The organism is Desulfuromusa kysingii, assembly GCF_900107645.1.
Lineage (GTDB): Bacteria > Desulfobacterota > Desulfuromonadia > Desulfuromonadales > Geopsychrobacteraceae > Desulfuromusa > Desulfuromusa kysingii.
Genome location: NZ_FNQN01000007.1, coordinates 147,908 through 168,360, shown reverse-complemented (window position 1 = coordinate 168,360; position 20,453 = coordinate 147,908). Strand labels below are relative to the sequence as shown.

At 46.8% G+C, this 20,453-nt stretch carries 14 protein-coding genes, 1 tRNA gene and 1 pseudogene; 7 read left to right on the top strand and 9 right to left on the bottom strand.

Features of this window, described 5'->3' with window-relative positions; all coding sequences use genetic code 11:
• Positions 1 to 321: 321 nt before the first annotated feature.
• On the bottom strand, positions 322 to 783 hold the full coding sequence (locus BLU87_RS12240; protein WP_092348901.1) for an FKBP-type peptidyl-prolyl cis-trans isomerase: 462 nt from the start codon (positions 781 to 783) through the stop codon (positions 322 to 324).
• Between the two features lie 379 nt (positions 784 to 1,162).
• The gene (locus BLU87_RS12235) at positions 1,163 to 1,858 is read right to left on the bottom strand and encodes a peroxiredoxin (RefSeq protein ID WP_092348898.1); all 696 of its coding nucleotides are present in this window, start codon (positions 1,856 to 1,858) and stop codon (positions 1,163 to 1,165) included.
• Between the two features lie 390 nt (positions 1,859 to 2,248).
• On the opposite strand from BLU87_RS12235, the gene BLU87_RS12230 reads away from it, so the two are divergent.
• On the top strand, positions 2,249 to 3,769 hold the full coding sequence (locus BLU87_RS12230) for a sigma-54-dependent Fis family transcriptional regulator (protein WP_092348895.1): 1,521 nt from the start codon (positions 2,249 to 2,251) through the stop codon (positions 3,767 to 3,769).
• 243 nt (positions 3,770 to 4,012) lie between these two features.
• Here BLU87_RS12230 and umuC read toward each other — a convergent pair whose 3' ends face one another.
• A complete protein-coding gene (gene umuC, locus BLU87_RS12225) occupies positions 4,013 to 5,269 on the bottom strand; it encodes a translesion error-prone DNA polymerase V subunit UmuC (protein ID WP_092348892.1) in 1,257 nt (418 codons plus the stop codon).
• The gene (gene umuD / locus BLU87_RS12220; RefSeq protein WP_092349166.1) at positions 5,266 to 5,697 is read right to left on the bottom strand and encodes a translesion error-prone DNA polymerase V autoproteolytic subunit; all 432 of its coding nucleotides are present in this window, start codon (positions 5,695 to 5,697) and stop codon (positions 5,266 to 5,268) included. Before umuD ends, umuC begins: the two co-directional genes overlap by 4 nt.
• Positions 5,698 to 5,936: 239 nt before the next feature.
• Between umuD and BLU87_RS12215 the strand changes: the two genes are divergently transcribed.
• The 3 genes from BLU87_RS12215 (at position 5,937) to BLU87_RS12205 (ending at position 9,075) form a co-directional block, all read left to right on the top strand.
• Positions 5,937 to 6,317, top strand: a complete 381-nt coding sequence (locus BLU87_RS12215; RefSeq protein ID WP_092348889.1) for a hypothetical protein — start codon at positions 5,937 to 5,939, stop codon at positions 6,315 to 6,317.
• Positions 6,318 to 6,741: 424 nt separating this feature from the next.
• On the top strand, positions 6,742 to 8,523 hold the full coding sequence (locus BLU87_RS12210) for a sensor domain-containing diguanylate cyclase (RefSeq protein WP_092349163.1): 1,782 nt from the start codon (positions 6,742 to 6,744) through the stop codon (positions 8,521 to 8,523).
• Between the two features lie 117 nt (positions 8,524 to 8,640).
• Entirely contained in the window at positions 8,641 to 9,075 is a 435-nt protein-coding gene (locus BLU87_RS12205) for a tetratricopeptide repeat protein (RefSeq protein ID WP_092348886.1), read from the top strand.
• A 36-nt stretch (positions 9,076 to 9,111) separates the two neighbouring features.
• On the opposite strand, the gene BLU87_RS12200 is transcribed toward BLU87_RS12205, so the two are convergent.
• Positions 9,112 to 9,708 carry a class I SAM-dependent methyltransferase gene (locus BLU87_RS12200; protein ID WP_092348883.1) on the bottom strand — a complete coding sequence of 199 codons (597 nt, stop codon included), beginning with the start codon at positions 9,706 to 9,708 and terminating at the stop codon, positions 9,112 to 9,114.
• Between the two features lie 812 nt (positions 9,709 to 10,520).
• On the opposite strand from BLU87_RS12200, the gene BLU87_RS12190 reads away from it, so the two are divergent.
• Positions 10,521 to 12,488 (top strand): methyl-accepting chemotaxis protein, encoded by a 1,968-nt coding sequence (locus BLU87_RS12190; RefSeq protein ID WP_217637508.1) that lies wholly within the window; start codon positions 10,521 to 10,523, stop codon positions 12,486 to 12,488.
• A 294-nt stretch (positions 12,489 to 12,782) separates the two neighbouring features.
• On the opposite strand, the gene BLU87_RS12185 is transcribed toward BLU87_RS12190, so the two are convergent.
• The 3 genes from BLU87_RS12185 to BLU87_RS12175 all read right to left on the bottom strand — a co-directional run bounded on the left by BLU87_RS12185 (position 12,783) and on the right by BLU87_RS12175 (position 16,466).
• Positions 12,783 to 14,750 carry a hypothetical protein gene (locus BLU87_RS12185; RefSeq protein WP_092348877.1) on the bottom strand — a complete coding sequence of 656 codons (1,968 nt, stop codon included), beginning with the start codon at positions 14,748 to 14,750 and terminating at the stop codon, positions 12,783 to 12,785.
• Positions 14,751 to 14,982: 232 nt separating this feature from the next.
• Positions 14,983 to 16,230: a type II toxin-antitoxin system HipA family toxin gene (locus tag BLU87_RS12180; protein ID WP_092348874.1), complete on the bottom strand. Its 1,248-nt coding sequence runs from the start codon at positions 16,228 to 16,230 to the stop codon at positions 14,983 to 14,985.
• On the bottom strand, positions 16,227 to 16,466 hold the full coding sequence (locus BLU87_RS12175) for a helix-turn-helix domain-containing protein (RefSeq protein ID WP_245706482.1): 240 nt from the start codon (positions 16,464 to 16,466) through the stop codon (positions 16,227 to 16,229). Before BLU87_RS12175 ends, BLU87_RS12180 begins: the two co-directional genes overlap by 4 nt.
• A gap of 189 nt (positions 16,467 to 16,655) precedes the next feature.
• Here BLU87_RS12175 and BLU87_RS12170 point away from each other — a divergent pair.
• Positions 16,656 to 16,760, top strand: a pseudogene (locus BLU87_RS12170) (transposase); the annotation flags it as partial.
• 264 nt (positions 16,761 to 17,024) lie between these two features.
• Here BLU87_RS12170 and BLU87_RS12165 read toward each other — a convergent pair.
• Positions 17,025 to 17,109, bottom strand: a tRNA-Leu gene (locus BLU87_RS12165).
• A 389-nt stretch (positions 17,110 to 17,498) separates the two neighbouring features.
• Between BLU87_RS12165 and BLU87_RS12160 the strand changes: the two genes are divergently transcribed.
• Positions 17,499 to 20,342: a PAS domain S-box protein gene (locus BLU87_RS12160; RefSeq protein WP_092348868.1), complete on the top strand. Its 2,844-nt coding sequence runs from the start codon at positions 17,499 to 17,501 to the stop codon at positions 20,340 to 20,342.
• The last annotated feature ends 111 nt before the right edge of the window (positions 20,343 to 20,453 follow it).

Here is a 20,453-nt window from a genome sequence, read left to right as displayed (position 1 = left end):
TGCTGGTGATGCTGAAAACTTTATGGAATCAAAAATCAGTATGAAACGGCCCCTAAAAGGCTAATCAAGAAATATTCAGTAGACGGTATTCCCTAATAACGTAAGCCCTTTGGTCAGATGACCAAAGGGCTTTGGGCTTTTTATAGGTGGTATCCTCCGATGAGGATTTGGAATGAATTTATTAATCTAAATAGAAAATCAAAATTTTGTTTCAGAGACCGAGCATTCGTCATGTTTTTTTGGGTTGCAGCCAAAGCAGTGAGCGTCCCGACTGATAATTTCTTCTAAATGCTCTTTATTCATGGATGTCCCTATCTTTTTTTAAAGGATCTCAACCAGTTCAAATTCGTAGGTTAATTCTTCACCGGCCAGGGGGTGATTTGTGTCAAAAGTGATCTCTTCATCGTCCATTTTCACAATTGTCACCATGTAAACTTCATCGTCGTCGCCGGTAACTTCGAGTTCCAGACCAATTTCTGGAGTGATATCATCAGCAAATTCACTGCGATTGATACTGAAAACATTTTCGGCATCGTACTCACCAAAAGCGTCATCGGGGGCGATAACAATACTTTTCTTTTCACCGACACGCATCCCGACTAATGCCTCTTCAATGGGCATGTAAAAATCTCCCTCACCAATCACAAGTTGCAGTGGGCCATGTTCGTGACAGCATTCATCGTCTTGGCATGGATCTGCGTGGGTTGTGTCAATAATGGTTCCGTCTTCCAGCTTACCAATAAAGTGGATGGAGACTTTATCTGCTTCTTTTGCCTGTAGCATTGATTATCCTCTCTTTGTTTAGAAATGAGTTTTCGGTTTTAGCACAAGGACATCATCAATGCACCCGATTTATATCAGCGTAACCAAAACTTCAAGTTGCGGCAGCGTAGGACTTTTCATATCGCAATCGGAGGCAAGGGGAGAGCGTATCGGCAAACTGAGTAGTCGATCCATCGCCTCATAGCAAATTTGGTGATTAGGTCAGATTATTTCTTCGTTCTTTGCCGTTTTTGGGCGTTAATTCAGGTCTGGGGAGAGTCTTCTACAATATAAAAAACGACGTAAAGCTCGATGAAATATCGGTCGCGCCTTACGTCGTTTTTGTTCTACAAGACAGTTTTATTTTATTGGAATATCACTTTGCTGACGGTCACACCTGTTATGCAAGAATTTCATCGATGGTGATATATTTACCAACATTACCTGTCATTTGTTCTACGTCGGTGTTAACAGGCAGTGTCTTTTTCCCTTTATGCCAGTTGGCGGGGCAGACTTCTCCTGTGCTGTAAGCATGCTGCCATGCCTCCAGTTGGCGGATCAATTCCATAACGCTACGGCCAACACTGTCGGCGACAGTTTCTTCTGCCACGACAACACCGTCAGGATTAATAATGAAGCGACCACGCAGGGCGACGCCTTCTTGCTCAATCCAAACCCCAAATTTACGGGCGACATTGCCGGTATTGTCGGCACCCATGGTCAGTTTTAACCCTTCGAGCAAAGGTTCTGTCTCAACAAAACGCTTGTGGCTGAATTTTGTATCTCCTGAAATAGGTACCACGACAACTCCCAGCTCATTCAGTTTGTCAAGTTGTGAATTCATGGCCGCGATCTCAGTTGGGCAGACAAAGGTGAAGTCGGCGGGATAGAAGCAGATGACACCCCACTTGCCTTTGAGTTGTTCACTGGAAATCGTTGTGTAATGACCTGTGGCAGCGTCATAAGCCTCCATTTCAAATTCTGGCATACGCCGCATAACTAAAGTTGAGCCCATTTTCTTTTCCTCCTGTTTTGGTTGGTTTTCGGCAACAATTGGTTCTGTGTCTTCAATAACTTTTGTTGTGTCACATGGCATGACTGGCCTCCTGAATAAGATCTGCTGCTAATGTGTGTGTTGTAAATTCTGCGTTGACTCCTGTTTTGGCAAGTCACGCGGATAAAAGGTGACAATTTGCAAGTCCAGCCAGGTTGACGTCGATCCATCTCTCTGACTGTCTTGATGGAAATCCTTTTTTAGCCCTTTGCAACTTGATTGCTTTTGTGTTGCTGTCTTCTTCTGCTTCTATTTAGCAATGGCTATGCCACTTTTGTTAAAAAATAATATTCATAGTAAAGACAGGCGCTTAGTTCAATGCTCGTTTTGAACGGGTGATCTGTGCCTTGACATTCACCGATATCTCGGTGATAAATAAACGAAATATCGGTGAATGTGGTTTGGTAACGAAATATCGGTTACGGAGAAAATATGGATAGACAGCTTCTTTCCCTGGGGTCAGCTGACAAAATTCTTGGACTGATTCTCACGGCTTTACGGGATCTGGTCGATTACGATCTTGCCGTTATCCTGAAAATAACTGGAGCGAATACTCTGACAGTACAGAAAGCTCTGGGGCCGCTGGTCAATGAACGCATCGAAAGCTTCAGTGTCGATCTGAACCGTCGCAAAGATCTCGCCCATATCCTCCGCTTTGATCAACCTTATTTGTTCGATGAGCATGAGGAGCATGAAGATACCTACGAAGACTTGTTGGCTTTGCCCGAGGATCATTCCTGCCTGGTCGCCCCCTTGTATGTTCAGGATACTCCCATCGGACTTTTGACTCTGGATCATTCGGCTTGCAGTATGTTTTCACCAGCTATCGTCAAATTTATCGGGACTATTTCACGTCTGATTGCCGTGATTATTGCCCAGAATGAGTCCAGTCAGTATCTCGACAGTCTCAGGCGTGATCTGACCCGGGAACGAAATATTTTACTCACTCGGGAGGCTTCTCATTTTCAAAACATGATGGGCAATTCACCGGCTTGGGCACGTGTCGTCGATCAGGTCAAAATTGTCGCTGAATCCGAACTCCCTGTCCTGATTCAGGGGGAGACCGGAACAGGCAAAGAACAGGTGGCGCGCATCATTCACCGACTCAGCCCGCGAAGTGACAAGCCGTTTATTGCTCTGAATTGCTCAGCGTTGAACGCCAGCCTGGCGGAAAGTGAGCTCTTCGGTCATGAGAAGGGTGCGTTCACCACGGCGATTGTCCAACGTAAGGGGCGTTTTGAAATTGCGGACGGGGGCACTTTGTTTCTGGATGAAGTCGCCGATTTGCCTATGGAGATTCAACCTAAGCTTCTGCGTACCTTGCAGGAGGGGACTTTCGAGCGGATCGGCGGTGAGGTCACGCGTTCTTGCGATGTGCGTATCATTGCGGCGAGCCACATGGATTTAAAACAAAGAGTTCAGGACGGGTTGTTTCGCGAAGATCTTTATTACCGACTCGGTGTCTATCCTCTGCTCCTTCCCCCTTTGCGCCAACGGCAGGAAGACATCATCCTTCTTGCCCATCACTTTATTCAGAAAGAGGCTCAAAAGTCGGGCACTGTCCCTGCCGCTATCAGCGAAGAGACGGTTGCGGGGCTACTCAGCTACCCTTGGCCCGGTAACGTGCGTGAACTTCAGAGTGCGATCAGCCGTGCGGTCCTTTTGTCTAAAGGAAATACGATAGAATGTCGTCATCTCGGGCTGAAAGAGACTCCACTCCCTGCAGAGATTTCAGCGCCTGACCGTCCTGTGGCTGCAGGTTCCGAACCACAGACGCCGTTTCCCAGCATGGTCAGTATGGAGAAGAGACACATTGAAGCTGCTCTCATCCGGACTGCGGGTAAAATATACGGCGAGAATGGCGCTGCAGATTTACTCCAAATGAAGCCGACGACCCTGCAGAGTCGCATCAAAAAACTCAATATCAACAGGCAGCAGCTGCTATCAAGTTGACGCGCTGTTTCCAGATTGAATCCGTGATCAGGCACAGGAAGAAGTTAATAACGATATGGAGATGGACAAAGCGATTCATTATGAGGCAGAGATTGTCCGGGATGTGTTTTAAGACCGCCGATCAAAAGAAGGGGATGGATGCTTTTTGCCCCGTGGCCAGTTGTATGGAAGAACCGCTGATTTTTGCTTGAGCTTCAGTTGTCTGCTGCTGACCCTGGCATGGCATTTTTTTATAATCGAAGTCTATACCAGTGGCAGGCAATCCCACCGCGTTGTATACGCTGGCGAAAGATTGGATTGGTTCATGAACCAATCCTGCTTCGGACGTTGCCCGCCGAACCAGATCTGCCCCTGTCCGCTGTGATTGATATCGTCAACCGTTTGCATCAGTTTGTCCCGGTGTGTGTTTTCGGCCGGCAGGTGAAACAGGTTGTACTGTAACTGTCGTGGTGAACAGAAATCCCCCAGCATTACCCCAGCCTTGGCGTAGCGGTAACCTTCTTTCCAGATGGCATCAAACAGCCTGACTGCTAACGCAAGAATGTCGCGGGTGTCAGAGCTGGGCTGAGCCAGTTTTCCTGTGGCAGAGTTGCTGTAGAGGGGATCTGTTTTCATAAATGGGCTGGTGCGGATAAAGACATTAACGGCGCGGGTGTATTGTTTTTCCTCCCGGAGTTTTTCTGCGGCTCTTGCAGCGAATTCACAAACGGTTTCCCGTAATGTTGCGTAGTCGGTAATTTTCTCACCAAAGGAGCGTGAGCAGATGATCTGCTGTTTTGCTGCCGGGCTGTGGTCAAGCTCAATACAAGCTTCGCCGTTGAGTTCCCGAACGGTCCGCTCCATCACCACGGAATAAAGCTTTCTCACCCGTCGGCTGTCCATCTGCGCCAGTTGCAGGGCCGTTGTGATCCCTATCCGCTTTAGTTTTTCTGTATGTTTGCGACCTACACCCCAGACTTCTGCGACGGGGGTGATCTGTAGCAATTTCTTTTGTCGGACGGGGTCGGATAAATCAACGACACCTCCGGTGGCCTGAAACTTTTTAGCAGCGTAGTTGGCGAGTTTCGCTAATGTTTTGGTTGGTGCCATACCAACACAAACTGGAACCCCGACATGTTGGTAGACGGTGGTTTTGATCTGCTGAGCATATTTTTCCAGATGGTTGAATCCCGTCAGGTCAAGAAAAGCTTCATCAATGGAGTAGATTTCCAGCTTTGGAGAAAATTGTTCCAGTGTCTGCATGACCCGGGAAGAGATGTCAGCATATAGCGTATAGTTGGATGAAAAGATCTGTACCTGATGTTGTTTAAGCTGATCGGCCACTTTAAATAAAGGGGTTGCCATCGAAATCCCCAGATCTTTGACCTCCTGAGAACGGGCGACAATGCAGCCATCATTATTGGACAATACGGCAACCGGGCGCTTCTTCAACTCCGGTCGAAACAGCCGTTCGCAGCTACAGTAAAAGTTGTTGCAATCGACCAAGGCAAACGTTGTCATGATTTGTGCAGAGAGTGAATTGAGGTGGTGACGACACCGAAGATTTCCAAATCAGATTCTTCCGGGATCTCTATCGGAGCATGTTGGTTGTTCATTGGTATCAGCCTGACGACAGGGGTCATCTCCAGTTTCTTGACCGTCAGCTCGCCGTTAAACTCAGCAATCACAATGTCGCCATGTTGTGCTGTGAGCGAACGATCCACCACCAGAACGTCACCGGGAAAGATCCCCGCATCAATCATGGAGTCGCCCTGCGCCCGGACAAAATAGGTCGCTGCCGGCTTGTTGATACAGAGTTCATTCAGGTCCAGTTTCCGTTCGCAATAATCCGATGCCGGGCTCGGAAAGCCTGCCGGAACATTATCGAGAAATAATGGGATGTCTAAAGGGGAGAAGCTTCCACTTTTGCCTATTTGTGTGACTGTCATTGGTTGTAACCTCTGTGACTGTTTCTTCTGGTTGTTGATGTTGTATTTGGTTATAATGACAGAAAAAGTCATGAGTTGAAATAACTTCCTTTCTGCATGATTCGGAATTGAGTGGAGGAGCTGGGCTTTAATTTTGTGACGTTGTCCTATAATGATGACTAGAATGGTTTCTTTTATCTTGTCTTTTCTTTGATGATTTATTACCCTTCTGGTCTTCTATTGTACTCAGAGGAGAAACGATGTTGGACGATAATATTAAAGTGAAATCTGCCCTTAACTCTTTAAGAAGCAATGCTCTCAATATCCAATCCTTGCTGGAACTGGCGCAGGATGGAAAAAATGCAGCGGCAATCCTCACCAGAATAACTGACGCAATTGAGAACCATTTTGAACGCGTGCAATCACTACCGCTAGAAATACCCGAAGAGAGCTTGGCTGATCACCAAGAGATTCTGCAACAATTTAAAATGTTTCGTGCCGACTGGGAAGATGGACGAATTTCTGATGCCGAGTATGCTGAAGCTTTGAACCTGAGGTTGTTTAACCATTTCTCAGCTTATTTCCAGACCCTGCTGAACGATTATCTGGGTGATGCCCCGACGCTTCAGTTTAGAGTTTGACCGATGTTTTCTGAGTGTGTAGAGCCGCCTGGGTAATTTTTTCCAGTTCATAGTTTTATTTTTTTATTTCGATGCTATGCTTATTAGCGTTATTGATCGTCGTATCCTTCTAATGTCCGTAGGGCATTCTCCAGAACAAACGTCAGCGACATCAGCAGAGACGGTGGGGAAGGCGACTTGCCTTTCTTGAAGATAACTTTTAGCTTTGTTTTTTGGGGGGGCTCAGTGGATGGTTGTTGTTTTATCTCTCTGTTGCTTCTAGGGAATAATTTTATATTTATATCAATATTAGCCGTTTTAACTGGCTCCTTAGCAGGAAGTAGACGGCGGATATTTATGCCGTTTTTACGCTTGTATGGTCGCCCGTTGCCATTTTCTAGCTGGGGCTATCGTTTTTTTAACTTTTGTTTTGATGTGTGATGAGATGACGGAAGAGAGTCGGAAGAAAAAAGTTTCGCTGAAGGTCATCCTGATCTGCCCCTATGTCGCCCTGGTGATCTGTCTGGCGGTTGCTATCGGGTTGCTTTCATACCGCACTGGCACTCATGCGGTCAAGACGGTTTCCGAGCATTTACTGCAAGAAACGGTCAGCCGGATCAGTCAAGCCGTGGATCGGCATGTGGTTGGATCGGTGGTGGCACTGAAGACAGCATTTCCTGAGGGGTTAGCGGCCCCGACTTCTATCGAGAGCGATTTTGATAATATTTTGACCCGGTTGTGGATTGCGACATCTCTGCATGCGGACCCCAATAATTACGTCTATTATGGCAATGTTGCCGGCCAGGCAATCGGGCTTTATCGCCACTCGGATCAGCTCGGGGAACTCAGAGTCAAATATCGGGCTGAAGATCATCGGAAACGTTTTCAAATTGCCGGACTTGGTGGCGTGCCGCAATTCCAATCGGTTGAAGAGAAACTGTTTGATCCCCGGGTCCGTCCCTGGTTTCAGGTCGCTACAACGACTCAAAAGGATATCTGGACCTCTGTTTATATCGATTTTGGAACTCTGGAGTTGGTTTCAACCCGAGCCCGCAGAGTTCTCGGTGCGGATGGCTCACTAGCTGGCGTTGTCGCGACTGATATGTCGTTACGCTCTCTCAATGAGTTTGTTGGCAGCCTCAATATTTCACCTAACGGACTTGCTTTTATTATTGAGCCGAACGGTGATCTGATTGCATCATCAGTGAGCGCGAACATCAGAACTCTGGAAGACGGTCAAAGGGTTCGCATTAATGCTGCGGATAGCGGTCATCCTCTGTTGAATAGGATCTATCAGCAGCTGCAATTGGAGCTCAGCGAAGGGACCGATAATTTAAGCGTTAAGACGTTCTTTTTTGTGGATGACAAAGGGGAGCGGATCAATGTCGCGTTTGACCTGTTTGAAGATAATGCCGGCCTCAAGTGGATCAATGTTGTGGCTCTACCAGACCGTGATTTTATGGGTGGAATCAGTCAGAATCTTATGCTCACAGTGATGCTCGCGGTTCTGGCAACGATTATTGTGGTGCTGATTGGTTTACGTATCCTTGCTTGGGTGACCACTGATCTCAATACCTTGTCTGTCGCAGTCGATAAAGTGGGCAGTGGGTTTGTCGAAGAGCCGATTACCATCCGTCGCAATGATGAGATCGGGATGCTGGCAAAAAGTTTTCAGGCGATGCAGTATCGATTGCAGACTGATCATTTGACGGGACTTCCGAACCGTTATGCGTTCGAACAGATGCTCAATGCCGCGATTGAAAAAGCAAAAGCCAACCCTGAAAGCGGGAAGTTTGCCGTTTTTTTCGTTGATATCAACGACTTTAAATTGGTGAATGACTGCTACGGTCATGATGCTGGTGACCAGGCCTTGATCGAATTGGCTTTGCGTTTACGCACCCATGTTCGGCAGGAGGATTTTGTTGCCCGTTATGCTGGCGATGAGTTTGTGGTGTTGTTGGCAGGGGTCGAATCCAGATCTGATCTGATCCCGGTTCGTAAAAATCTTGAAGTCGCTCTGGCGCAACCCCTCATATCTTTAGAGAAAACCATCTCAATTGTCAGCGGTGCTATTGGTGAGGCTTACTTCCCTGAGGATGGAGAAACGTCCAAAGATCTTCTGGTCTGTGCTGATAAAAGAATGTATTGCCATAAGGATGAGATTAAACGCCAGCGTAAAATGGATCTGTCACCGGAGTGCAACACAAAGGAGGCCGTAAGACCATAAGATCCGTTTTATGTAAGATTGATTCTCGTATCGGCAATCGTATGCTTTCTTGCATGGGAAAAAAAGAAGCTAGAAGCGTCGCCGAGTCAAACTAAATGAAAAGTATGGAGACAGAGTATGATTTTGCAGAAACATGCCGCGATAGCCGAAGGAATAGAGGCTGTCGAACAAGGTAATACCGCGCTGGCACTGGAGCTATTCAGTCAGGTCAAAACGACCGACATGACACCACTTCTGGCGTCCTATCAAGCTTACTGCTTGGCCTGTGAACAAAAGACCATCCCTAAAGCGATCAATATGGGCCTTAAAGCCCTGCAAGATGATGGCACCCATCCGTTGATCTATTTGAATCTTGGGCGCATTTATTATAGCGCTGGGAACAAGAACAAGGCCTTGGATTTTTACCGGCAGGGATTACGGTATCAAAAACACCCCCTATTGTTGCGGCGCATGGAGATGCTTAACGTGCGGCGAAGACGGCTGTTCCCTTTTCTCAGTCGTGCCAATCCTCTGAATGTTGTCGCTGGAAAAATCCTCGCAAAGATTTTTTAACCCTGCGCCGGAGAGGGGATTCTAGGATTTCAACGATCAATATTTTTCAAACAAGATCAGGAATTTGTCCGCTCTCAATTCAACCAATCCGCACTGCTCAAATCCATGGGGAGTGACGTTGGCGGCTATCGTTTCCGGTGACAGTCGCAAATGTAAAGGATGATCTGCGGGGGCTGATGCATTGCTTTTCTCAATGATGGCCAGTTTTCCCCCCTTTCGCAAACCACGTTGCAGCTCTGAAAAGAGAATCTGCCAACGGTCAGTCAGGCCGGGCATGTGGAGAACCGCGGAGATCATGACAGCGTCAGCCTGCTGGTCTCTGAGGGGGAGTGGCGCTCCGAGGTCAGCAACTTGACAGTGGATGTTAGTAATCGCTTGTGCTGCGATGGTCTGGCGTAGTTGCTCAATCATCCAGGGGTCGCGATCAAGAGCGATAACCGAGCCGGTTTCACCGATGAGCCTGGCTGCCAGAACCGAATACTCCCCCGGACCGCAGCCAGCATCCACAAGGCAACTGCCGACATCGAGTTCAAGTGAACTGAAGATCACCTCTGAATTCAGGGCGCCAAACCTGCAAGGGTCAACTGTGCTGTGAGTGAACGCGTCTGGGGTGGTGTTGACTCTCCATTTCATCTATTCCGATCTCCTTTGGCGGGCACATTATTGTTTCACTTAATTTCTCAGGTGTCACCGCTGGTGTGAGTATAGCGGATTCCGTAAGTTGATGTCGCGATTCTTACCTCTGTGGGACATTTTGCCCCGCTGGGTTATATTGCCCCGCTTATTATTTGCCTAACCTCCCGTTTTGTCTGTGTCTGGGGTTGGCACGCTGTCTGCATTAATGATTGATATAACATTTTTGGGGATGACAGGATGTTATCATTCTGCTTCATCCCGGTTGACCCGTCGCTCTGCTCAGCGCCAGGTGAACTCACAACAAATGACAGGACGCTACCTCCTTCGTCCTTCATGGGGAACCCACAGGGTTCCCCTTTTTTTTATGGTCAATTTTTCGATTGAGATCATCGTGTTGCCAAGGGTTGGGAACCCAGCGGCTTTTGGTGCCCGTAATCTCGGCTATGCCCCGGTGCGAGTTGCAGAGTTTGTCTACACAGCGATTTTTTGCTGGAAACCCCAATCCTGGTTTTTCCTGTGTCAATGGGCTGAAACCATTTTCTTCCCAGTCACAGAAAACACAATAAACCTAACAATAAATATCAAAAACCCCATTCTCTTCACCGGATCTACAAAACATAAAAAAAGTGTTTTTGTTCTCAGAAAAAGATTGAAGAACTATCATCAATACTATATCGTTAGCTTTGGTTAACTATTGTGCCGTTAAAAATCCCTTTTGTTTCCAGTCCTTGTGACGATAGATCAATTGTAACAATCTTTTGTCACCGTTGATTTGTGGAGAAAGTTGATAATCAGCAAAGGAGTTCGCTGTGAAGTTCTGTTTGACATTTAAACACAAAATGATCTTGGTTCTTGTTTTGGCCGTCCTCGGTTTCGTTGTCGTTACCACCCTGGCGATCACTGGCCTGTCGAAGATGAGTGATGCTCTGGTGAATGCGGATTCAGTTGCTCGGTCGATTGGTGAAGCGTCTCAGGTTCAGTTGACGTTGCTTAAAGTTGTTGATGACAGTCGCAACCTCCAACGTGATGGAGTGGCTTCATTCCTCAGGACAATGGATAACCTTTTCGAGGAACATAAAAACAATTTGGACCGAGAAATTGCTGCGATCGAAGGAACTGATCTGGCGAAGGATATTGCCTGGATCAAATCTTCAGGAGCAGAAATACAAAAAAATCTCCATCGTTATGCTGAACTTAAAACCAAGATGGGTTTCAATAATAAAGAAGGTCTATGGCAGACACTGATTAACGAGGGAATGACTCTGAAAAAAGAGATCTTCCTCGGGACGTTCAGTGAAGCGATTTTGAAACTGCAGGTTGAAAGTCAAAATTATGTTATCGAGGGCAATCCCGAAGAGGCGTCAAAGGTCACAGCTGACCTTGAGGCTTTCAAAAAACTTCTTGTTGATAAAAAGATGGATAGTTTTGAAACGAAAAGTGGAAAAACCTTTGCCTCTTTAATTGATCAATTTACCGCTGTATTTAAAACAGTTATAGCGCCGAGAGCAGAGTTACATGCGGTTGAAGCTAACATTGAACATTTGCTTGAAGCCATAAAGCAGCGCAGCGATGTTATGAAAATAAATGGAAATCAACTTCTTGATTCCAGTAGCCAGGAGGCTCTCTCTGCCAAGCAGTCGGCTTTAACAATGATGACTGTCGGTGCCGTTGTGATCGGGGTTTTACTCTGCTTGGTCTTGCTTTGGATCAGTCGCGATTTCTTAAGTTCCTTGAAAAAAGTGATTGGTGTTGTCAACCAGATTTCTGATGGTGATATCTATCTGGACGTAGCAACGGATCGTCAGGACGAGATTGGGATGCTCTTAGGGGCCATGGGGACGATGGTCGCAAAGCTCAAGCAAGTGTGTTCAGCGTTGGAGTCACTGGCTGATGGCGACCTTAGTTTTGAGATCGAAATTGATGAACATAAAAAGGATGAACTGAGGAAAACTTTACTGAAGGTGCGCAATGATTTGAGTTCGATGGTTGGACAACAGATCATGTCCAGCCAACAGATTTCTTCAGGCAGTGTGAACGTCAGCGACTTTTCTCAATCTTTGTCGCAAGGGGCAACAGAATCAGCCGCTTCGCTGGAAGAAATTTCCAGTTCATTGAATGAAATGTCGAACCAGACCAAAATCAATGCTGAACATGCGAACCAGGTCAATGACCTGTCAAGCGAAGCCAAAAATGATGCAGAAGAAGGCAATTCTCACATGGATAGTATGGTTGACGCCATGGCCTCTATCAGCGAAGCGGGTCAGAACATCAATAAAATCATCAAGGTTATTGATGAAATTGCGTTCCAGACAAATCTTCTGGCTTTGAATGCGGCCGTTGAAGCTGCCCGAGCCGGTCAACATGGCAAAGGCTTCGCGGTTGTTGCCGAAGAGGTGCGTAATCTGGCAGCGCGCAGTGCAAAAGCGGCTTCTGAAACCAGTGAGTTGATTGCCGGATCGGTGGAGAAAACTCAGAATGGAGTCAAGATTGCGCATCTCACCGCCAGCTCATTGAAAAAAATCTATGCCGGAGTCTCAAAGGTTTCTGCCCTTGCTGAAGATATCGCCACGGCATCAAACGAACAGGCTAGCGGGATCAGTCAAATCAATCAGGGTCTGGGGCAGATCGATACGGTTATTCAGCAGAATACCTCAACAGCACAAGAAAGTGCCGCATCTGCTGAAGAACTTTCAAGCCAGGCCGCAGAGCTATTGGGTATGCTCCAGCGTTTCAAGTTGGGCGACACAACGCAGGCTACGATCACTTATAAGGGCTAACAGAGGCTCGTAGACTATGACCGATCCATTGATTATTCATAACCTTGCGGGGTCCTTCCTCTACGCAGCTGCTTTGAGGAGCGACAAAAACTTGGGTTGTCAGCCGCACACATTTCCCGTTCTTGATCTCAAATCTTGTAGGAAGGCACTCCCTGTGGAGAATATTGCTAATATTTTGAGAGACTCTCAACCTGTTCCCACCCGACGAGTGGAAACAAGTTGATTGGATAGTGGCCCTGCTCGTGTCGGGGTTTAACCTCCGCTATGGGTGCTGCCCCGACAAGTCAAAGTGCGTTATTTGTCATATCGCTGTTGATAGGGGGTGATCATCAGATTGGTGATAACGTCACCTTCCGGTATGGTGAATTCGTAGTCCAGAAACCGGTCAGAATAATAAACATAATAATAGAAAGTTGTCCCTGACTGGCAGTAACCGATGGGCTCAGGGATGTCTTCTGCTCCTTTGTAGAGATTGTGTGTATCGAGGATCTTATAGGTGCCGGGCGTTAGATCGGGAGTGCTTGTCGTCAGAATATGTTGCGTGGACTCGAAGTATCCGGCGACAGTGGGATTACAGAGGATGATCTGGCCTGTTGGTGCAAGAGGTTCAAGCGTATAGTCTGCAGCGGATAAAGATGTGCCGCAAATCGTGCTCCCCATCCCCCAACATTCCTCAGTTTCGAGATAGGATTGATTAGTTGCGGCATTTTGGAAAAAGATCGCATCTCCTCCGGGATTATAATGTAGCGCGCGCTTGCGGATCCAGACCTCAAACTGGAGCCCGCTTTTATTTTGCAAACTGGAGAACATGTTTTGCATGCGCAACACCGTCGGGGATGGGGTTATCCCGCCGGTTTGCAGCCATTCACTTTCATATGCGCTACAGAGCATGATCTGTTCTACATACGGGCGCACCATTGCTGTTTGCGTATCCATACCGTTTTGTGAGACTTCGTCGGTTCCAAGGTAGAAGGCAAGATGTTGGGATGCGAGGGTTGTGTCATCGTCCGCATGGGCCTTTTCCAAAAGAAGGTTCAGGGCGATGGTTTCATAGTGGAAGAAATATGCCAGCGCTTTTTCCAGTTTGTCATAGTCGCAGGCGAATGTTTTCCCATAGAGATCAATCAGGGCATCCAGCTGATTCTGCGCCCCATTCGGTGTGGCCATATAGTCTTGAATCTCAATCAGGTCTTCGTATAGGCTCAGGTCGGTGAGGGTGGAATAGAGTTCCTGTGCATCTTTTTTGGCCTGCGGACTGGAGAGATCGTCCCGCTGGGTCAAATGGTAAAGCATTGCATTTGCCGCCTTCAAATGGACGATATGCTCATTCATGAAGTCAATGATGGTGTCATATTCACTTACTTGCACTGCGGTCATCAGCGCCGCCAGTTCTGTGTGGAGATCTTGTATCTGTGTTTGCAGACTAATCAGAGCGCTGTTGACCTGCTCTAGCTGGTTGCTGAGAGTTGTAAATCCTGCTGAGATTTCTTCGTCTACCCCCTCATTGTCATCCATTCCTAAAATGTTTTTCAGCGCCCAACCGGCGACTTGCGTTCCGATTTGTTTGCCCGCGCTTTTGGCAAGTTCCGAAGCCATGAACTTTGCCAGCCCTTCTTCGCCAGAGACAGCCATAAGCGGTGTGGGGCAGGACGTCGCAAGACTCCCCGATTGCGAAGCCACATAGATCTCCTCAGCCAACTGTTCGATGTATAGATCCAATCCTCCAGCGTCTTCGGCATCGGCATAAAAATCGGCTTTATCGTACAGATGCGAGTAAAAGTATAGGTCTGTCTCCAGACTCAGTTCCTCCGGTAGATGAAAACAGCTCTGTACCGCGTCGACGGCATTTGCAAAGGAAAAGTCCTGATACTCCTGAAGCTTTGCGCTGAGAGTTGTTGCGGCATTGATCGCGTAAAAAGAGTGCGGGGATGCATCATGGTCATCGACAATAAGTTTCAGTGTGTCGGTGAAGGCGACGCCATCTACAGTGCCATCAGTGACAGTGATAACAAACGCTTGCGGAAGGTCATCGATGCTTATGCTGCACGAACCGGAGCTGTCAGTTGCATTGATCTCCTGATAGAGCAGGGCGCCACTTGAATCATATAACGTCACGGTCGCTCCCTCCACTTGATCCGATGCCGTTGCAATAATACGTACAGATTGGGATGACGACGAGGAACTACCACAACTGGTGCAACTCAAAAGGACAAATATTGAAAAGATCAACAGTGAACGTAGTTTTTTAGCAACATTGTGCATAAGTGGACTCCAGAAGGTAAGAAAACAAGAACATAAAAAGAATTAATTATGTGGAAAGGATTAGCAATTTATAACGGATTGAAGCCTGTTCTGTCAAAGTTTTTGTGTTAACGGCTGACCTTCTTCCGAAATCTGGACAACTGAAAGAAATGAAGGAGTTGCAAGACAAAAATGAGCAAGATGTGTGGTCTCCGGCAAGGGAATCCCATCGCGTTATCAACCGAGAGAGGTCTTAAGAAACCCTTTTTATGACCTGTTTGCACTGCTCCGACATTAACTGCATCAGCCTGAACAAAGCATCACAACGATCCTGAGCAAAATTCCTTTCGAAAAGCTGCAATCGATTTGCCTCAATTTGTTTCGCAATATCAACAACACGGTTTAGCACCAGATGCGGCTTGATTTTGACTTCATCAGCGAAGGCTTGCCATTGCTTTTTTTGAATCAGATTTGGATTGCTTTCGCCCCCTATTTTCATGGCGAGCTTTTCGGTCAAACCATAATGACTATAAATGCGGGTCGAAAGTAGATCGTAAAATGGAGCGAGTACTGGGCCTGCTTCCAGAAGCAATAGGGAAATGTTCTTGGCGTGGGCATCGGAGTTGCCAATCAGGACATTGAAAATCACCCAGTTCAACAGCGACAAGACATCCTTAGCAGCTCGCGTACTGTTGTTGCGAACGAGGCTGAAGCATGCTGCCAAAGAAGGGCCACCTTCCACCTCATATTTGTATTCAGGGAGTACGCCTAACGCCTGGCAAAAATCCTCTTGATGTAAACGCTTAACGGTTGGGCCGTTTTGTACCCGATCATAACGTTTAATGACAAAAACCTTTTCTTTGCCATATCGATAGATGAATGATTCAGGGACATCGAGGCCGATAGTCTTGGCTAAAGCCATGCAAAAAGTTTCATTTTCTACCGTACTGTCAAAATCTTCAATGGGAGGCTTGATGATCGCGTTGCTGGGGACAGAGCCGATTGAAAGATGAAAGTCGTGTTCATCATAATAGATCGGTAATTTTTTCTGGGCACCGGCCAGAGAAAGACGGATTCCTTCTTCCCCCGCCAGAAAAGGTCGTTTAGAAAGTTCTTTGATGATCGTTGCCAGTTCCTCTGTAGATAGTTGGCGATATTCTCCTGTTGTTGTCTTTAACTCTGCGGTTTTTATATCGAGAGAGACAGCACCGGCACAGTCGCCACCGATCCGTTCCAATATCCCATAATCGTTATGGAGTGAGATCCCAAGGTTCCGCGCCAGGACCACTTTAATTTTTTCTTCCGGGAGCAGATTCGCAAAGAACGGGTGTGACAGGTCATCAAGAAATGGATCTTTTTGTAACGGTAGCGACAAAGATAGGGGTAATCTGAAATATTGCAACCAACTGGTGTTATATTGAAAACAAAAGTTTTTGTGCTTATCCAGCCACAGCCGACCGACAAGCCTCCCATCAATTTTGACCTGAAGATGATCTCTCATCGCTCATAATCCGTTGCTGCCCATGTTCGAACCTGGGCATCTAATTCAATACCGAGGCAATTGAGAACCTGCAAAACCTTGTTCAACTGTACACTCTCTTTACCGTTCTCAAGAGCCGAAAGAAAGGCATAGCTGACCCCACAAACGGCTGCCGCATCTTGTAGCGTCAGACCATCCTCTTTGCGTTTTTTTCGAATAGTCAGCCCGAGGTCTCGTGTTGTATCGATTTTCATCATGCCTCCAACGTTATCTACGTTCTTATATTTATAGTGCTAAAGAGGAAAATTCAAGATAAAAATCTATGAACGAATATATTTATAGGAGTGATGTTGTTTAATGCCTGAAATATCTACGATCGTAAATAACGTATTCGGCAGATAATAGGTAGCGGTTTACAGTGGCGTCCGGAAGAAGTCTGACACCTGATTGTTAAAGGGTTTCATCGAAAAATGAAATTGATTCAACGCAGAGCCTACGGATTCAGAAACTTTGAAAATTATCGGTTGCGAGTTAGAGTATTGTGCGGTTAAAACAAAATGAAATTTTGATCAATTTTCATGGCAGGGGAATCGGTCATCCCCTTTCTTTGGTGTAGATCCGGTTTAAGTGGCGGGATATTTGTCCATCCCCTTTCTTTGGTGTAGACCCCAAATTCTTCTGAAATAGCTTTAACCTTCCTTCACGGCGTAAACAAAGTAACCGCTCGGTATTTATTGTAATTTTTCGTCTACCCAGTTTAGGACGGCTCCGGACAAAGAAAAAGCCCCTGAAAAATCAGAGGCTTTATCTTCTTTTGGTACCGAAGGCCGGAATCGAACCGGCACGCCGTGAAGCAACGGTGTTTGAGACCGTCGTGTCTACCAATTCCACCACTTCGGCATGGATGGATGATTATATTGTTCCAGAGCGGTTTGTCAAGTGTCTATCCGTTGTCGGAGTATTTTTATGATAAATTGTTAGAGTGCCTCAGATCTTTTGGCCGAATTGATCTCTGTTCTCACCACATACCGTCAAACACGAAGGATCGAATAGGTGTTGTGATGTAACAGCTCGGCGTTGCAACGATTGATTGCAGAACCTGGCAGGTTTTCTCCTTGGCGTGAAACAGAACTCAAAGCTTTGAAATGAACTTTATTTGTTGGACGAGATTAATAAACGTTTACTGTTTTTGCCTGATCTTGTAAAATTGTATAGTTCGTGATTATGGAGGTGGATAGCCTCATTCTGATGAGGGCTTTCCAAGGAGTTTAACACTGTGAGGAGGTTGGATGCGGATTGCGTTACCGGAACTATTGATCAGCTTGCTGCTTTGCTTGTTTCCCCTGACTGTTGCTTACGGTCAAACATCAGGGATAGTGCTGTCGGCAGAAGAACAACAGTACCTTGAAACTCACAATCCTATCGTTTTTATCAGTCAAAACAGTTATCCGCCGTTTGAATTTAGCAATGATGATGGAATGTCCGATGGCATGACCATTGAGTTGGTCCGTTGGCTTGCGACTGAACTCGGTTTTCGCAGTCGTTTTAGAAATGTGTCCTTCCTCGAAGCTCAACAAGCGGTTTTGTCTGGACAGGCAGATGTTCTTACCAGCTTGTTTTACAGTAAGAAACGGGATCAACAGTTTGATTTTACCCAACCCCTTTTTAATGTCCCCGCCTCTATCTTTGTGTTGGCTGACCGTCCGGATATTGTCCGGCTGGAAGATCTGGATGGTAAACGTGTTGCTATCCAAGCGGGTGATTATGCCGCAGATTTCCTTGATGCCAAGGGAATTGATTTTACTCTGGTTCCAACCCAGAATTTTTCTGAAGCTGCCGATGCCGTTATCGACGGAACCGCTGATTTGCTTATTGGTGATGAACAAATTGTTCTTTATTACCTTTACAGCCATGGCTTGATTGATAAGGTTAAAAAAGTGGGTGTGCCCCTTTACAGCGGGATTAACTGCATGGGGCTCAAGGATGGTGACCGGGTTTTACAATCGATTTTGAATAAAGGGATTTCCCACGCTCGCGACAGCGGAGTATTGGATCGGTTAACGGGTAAATGGCTGGGGACGACTTATCCTACCCGTACGGATTACTGGGGTAAATATTGGCCCTATCTGTTGGCCGTTCTGGGTCTGGTGCTGTTTGTTGTCATCTGGAACCTTCGTTTGCGCCGGGCGGTCGAGTTGAAAACTAGAGATCTGCGCGAAAGTGAACAGAAGTTCAGGACTATTTTTGATCAGTCTTATGAGTTTATCGGATTGATGAAGCCGGACGGGACCGTGCTTGATGTGAATCGGACGGCCCTGAACTTTTCCGGTGAAGATAAAGAGAACCTGTTGAACCTCCCTTTCTGGGAGACTGTCTGGTGGCAACATTCCGAAGCGGCTAGAAAGCAACTGAAAGAAGCAATCCGGCGTGCTGGTGTTGGAGAGATTGTCCAGTTTGAAACCACAAATTACTCTAAGTCCGGAGAAGTCCGTACCCTCGATTGTTCGATCACCCCGCTTTTTAACGAGAAAGGGGAGGTGACGCTCCTGATCCCAGAGGGACGGGATATCAGTGAACGCAAGCAAATGGAAATGCAGCTGCAAGAGAGCAAGGAACGATTCCGTGAACTTATTGAGCAATCTCCCATCGGTCTTGCTTTGTGCACCATGGATGGTGTGTATGTTCAGGTCAGTTCCGCTTTCGCAAACATCCTTGGTCGTAATATTGATGAAACCCTGCAGCTGTCATACTGGGATGTCACCCCTGATGAATATGTTCCGTTGGAACAGCAGCAACTTCAGCAACTAGAGGTTGAGGGGAGATGTGGGCCTTATGAAAAAGAGTATCGTCACAAGGATGGTCATTTTGTTCCGGTCCGTCTGAACTGTATGGTTGTTATGCGGCACGGAGAACCCTTCATCTGGTCCAGTGTCGAAGATATAACCGCCCTTAAAAATGCTGAAAATGAAATGAAAGAGTTGGCTGATCGTTTGCGACAATCTCAGAAAATGGAGGCCATCGGGACTCTGGCAGGGGGCGTTGCCCATGATTTTAACAATATCCTCGCGGCTATTCTGGGTTATACGGAATTGAGCCTGCGCAATCCGAGCTGTGATGACAAATGTAAAAAGAATCTTAAGTATGTCTTGCGAGCCACAGAACGGGCAAAGGAACTGGTCAAGCAGATCCTGATGTTCAGCCGCAAAGGGGAGCAGAACCGAGAAATCATCAAACTGACCAGCGTGGTTGGCGAGAGTATCAAGTTGCTGCAGCAGACCATCCCTTCGACCATCTCCATTCGCGCGGAAATTGATGACAGTACCGGAGTTATTTTAGCCGACTCAACTCAGGTTCAGCAGGTTGTCATGAACCTCTGTACCAATGCCTATCACGCGATGCCGGAGCAGGGTGGAGAAATTCTGATAAGGGTAAAGCCGATAGTGGTTGATAACCTCATGGCTCATAAGTATCCGGGACTATTACCAGGTGAATACGGACAATTGACTATCTCTGATTCTGGCGCCGGAATGTCCCCCGAAGTTTTAACGCGGATATTTGATCCTTTCTACACCACAAAAAAACAAGGCGAGGGGACGGGGATGGGGTTGTCTGTGGTGCATGGAATTGTCCAGAATCATGATGGTTTTATCAGCGTGGAGAGTATTCCGGAAAAAGGGACGACTTTCAATGTCTTCTTTCCTCTGTCAACCAAAGAGGCTGAGCGTAAGGAAGCTGTTGATTCCCATAACGGCTGGCAGGGGACGGAGCATATTCTCCTGATTGACGATGAGAAAATGCTGGTTGAACTGTGGAAGGAAATCCTTGAATATATGGGCTACAGGGTCACGGCGACAACGTCAGCGGTCGCTGCTCTTGCCATGTTTCAAGCGGATCCCGCCAGCTATGACTTAATCGTCACAGATCAGACCATGCCGGAAATGGCCGGCGATGTTCTGACCCAGAAAGCGTTGCAGATCCGTTCCGACCTGCCGGTTATCATTTGTACCGGGCATAGTGCGGTATTAGATGCGGCAAAGGCTATGGAGATCGGAGCGAAAGCCTTATTGATGAAGCCAGTGAATAGCTTAGAATTAAGTCAGGCGGTCCGGGAAGTTTTTGATAAACGCGAATGATGCTGGTTTGATAGGGAACCGTGGCGTTCTAGCCATGACCGATGCACCAATCTAAAAACAATAGATCTTTTATCGATATTTCAACAAAAAAGCACTTAACGAATTAACGCT

What these genes read in the sequence shown, in the direction of transcription:
- BLU87_RS12240 (WP_092348901.1), bottom strand. Translation starts at nt 783, where the DNA reads ATGCTACAGGCAAAAGAAGCAGATAAAGTCTCCATCCACTTTATTGGT.
- BLU87_RS12235 (WP_092348898.1), bottom strand. Translation starts at nt 1,858, where the DNA reads ATGCCATGTGACACAACAAAAGTTATTGAAGACACAGAACCAATTGTT.
- BLU87_RS12230 (WP_092348895.1), top strand. Translation starts at nt 2,249, where the DNA reads ATGGATAGACAGCTTCTTTCCCTGGGGTCAGCTGACAAAATTCTTGGA.
- umuC (WP_092348892.1), bottom strand. Translation starts at nt 5,269, where the DNA reads ATGACAACGTTTGCCTTGGTCGATTGCAACAACTTTTACTGTAGCTGC.
- umuD (WP_092349166.1), bottom strand. Translation starts at nt 5,697, where the DNA reads ATGACAGTCACACAAATAGGCAAAAGTGGAAGCTTCTCCCCTTTAGAC.
- BLU87_RS12215 (WP_092348889.1), top strand. Translation starts at nt 5,937, where the DNA reads ATGTTGGACGATAATATTAAAGTGAAATCTGCCCTTAACTCTTTAAGA.
- BLU87_RS12210 (WP_092349163.1), top strand. Translation starts at nt 6,742, where the DNA reads ATGACGGAAGAGAGTCGGAAGAAAAAAGTTTCGCTGAAGGTCATCCTG.
- BLU87_RS12205 (WP_092348886.1), top strand. Translation starts at nt 8,641, where the DNA reads ATGATTTTGCAGAAACATGCCGCGATAGCCGAAGGAATAGAGGCTGTC.
- BLU87_RS12200 (WP_092348883.1), bottom strand. Translation starts at nt 9,708, where the DNA reads ATGAAATGGAGAGTCAACACCACCCCAGACGCGTTCACTCACAGCACA.
- BLU87_RS12185 (WP_092348877.1), bottom strand. Translation starts at nt 14,750, where the DNA reads ATGCACAATGTTGCTAAAAAACTACGTTCACTGTTGATCTTTTCAATA.
- BLU87_RS12180 (WP_092348874.1), bottom strand. Translation starts at nt 16,230, where the DNA reads ATGAGAGATCATCTTCAGGTCAAAATTGATGGGAGGCTTGTCGGTCGG.
- BLU87_RS12175 (WP_245706482.1), bottom strand. Translation starts at nt 16,466, where the DNA reads ATGATGAAAATCGATACAACACGAGACCTCGGGCTGACTATTCGAAAA.
- BLU87_RS12160 (WP_092348868.1), top strand. Translation starts at nt 17,499, where the DNA reads ATGCGGATTGCGTTACCGGAACTATTGATCAGCTTGCTGCTTTGCTTG.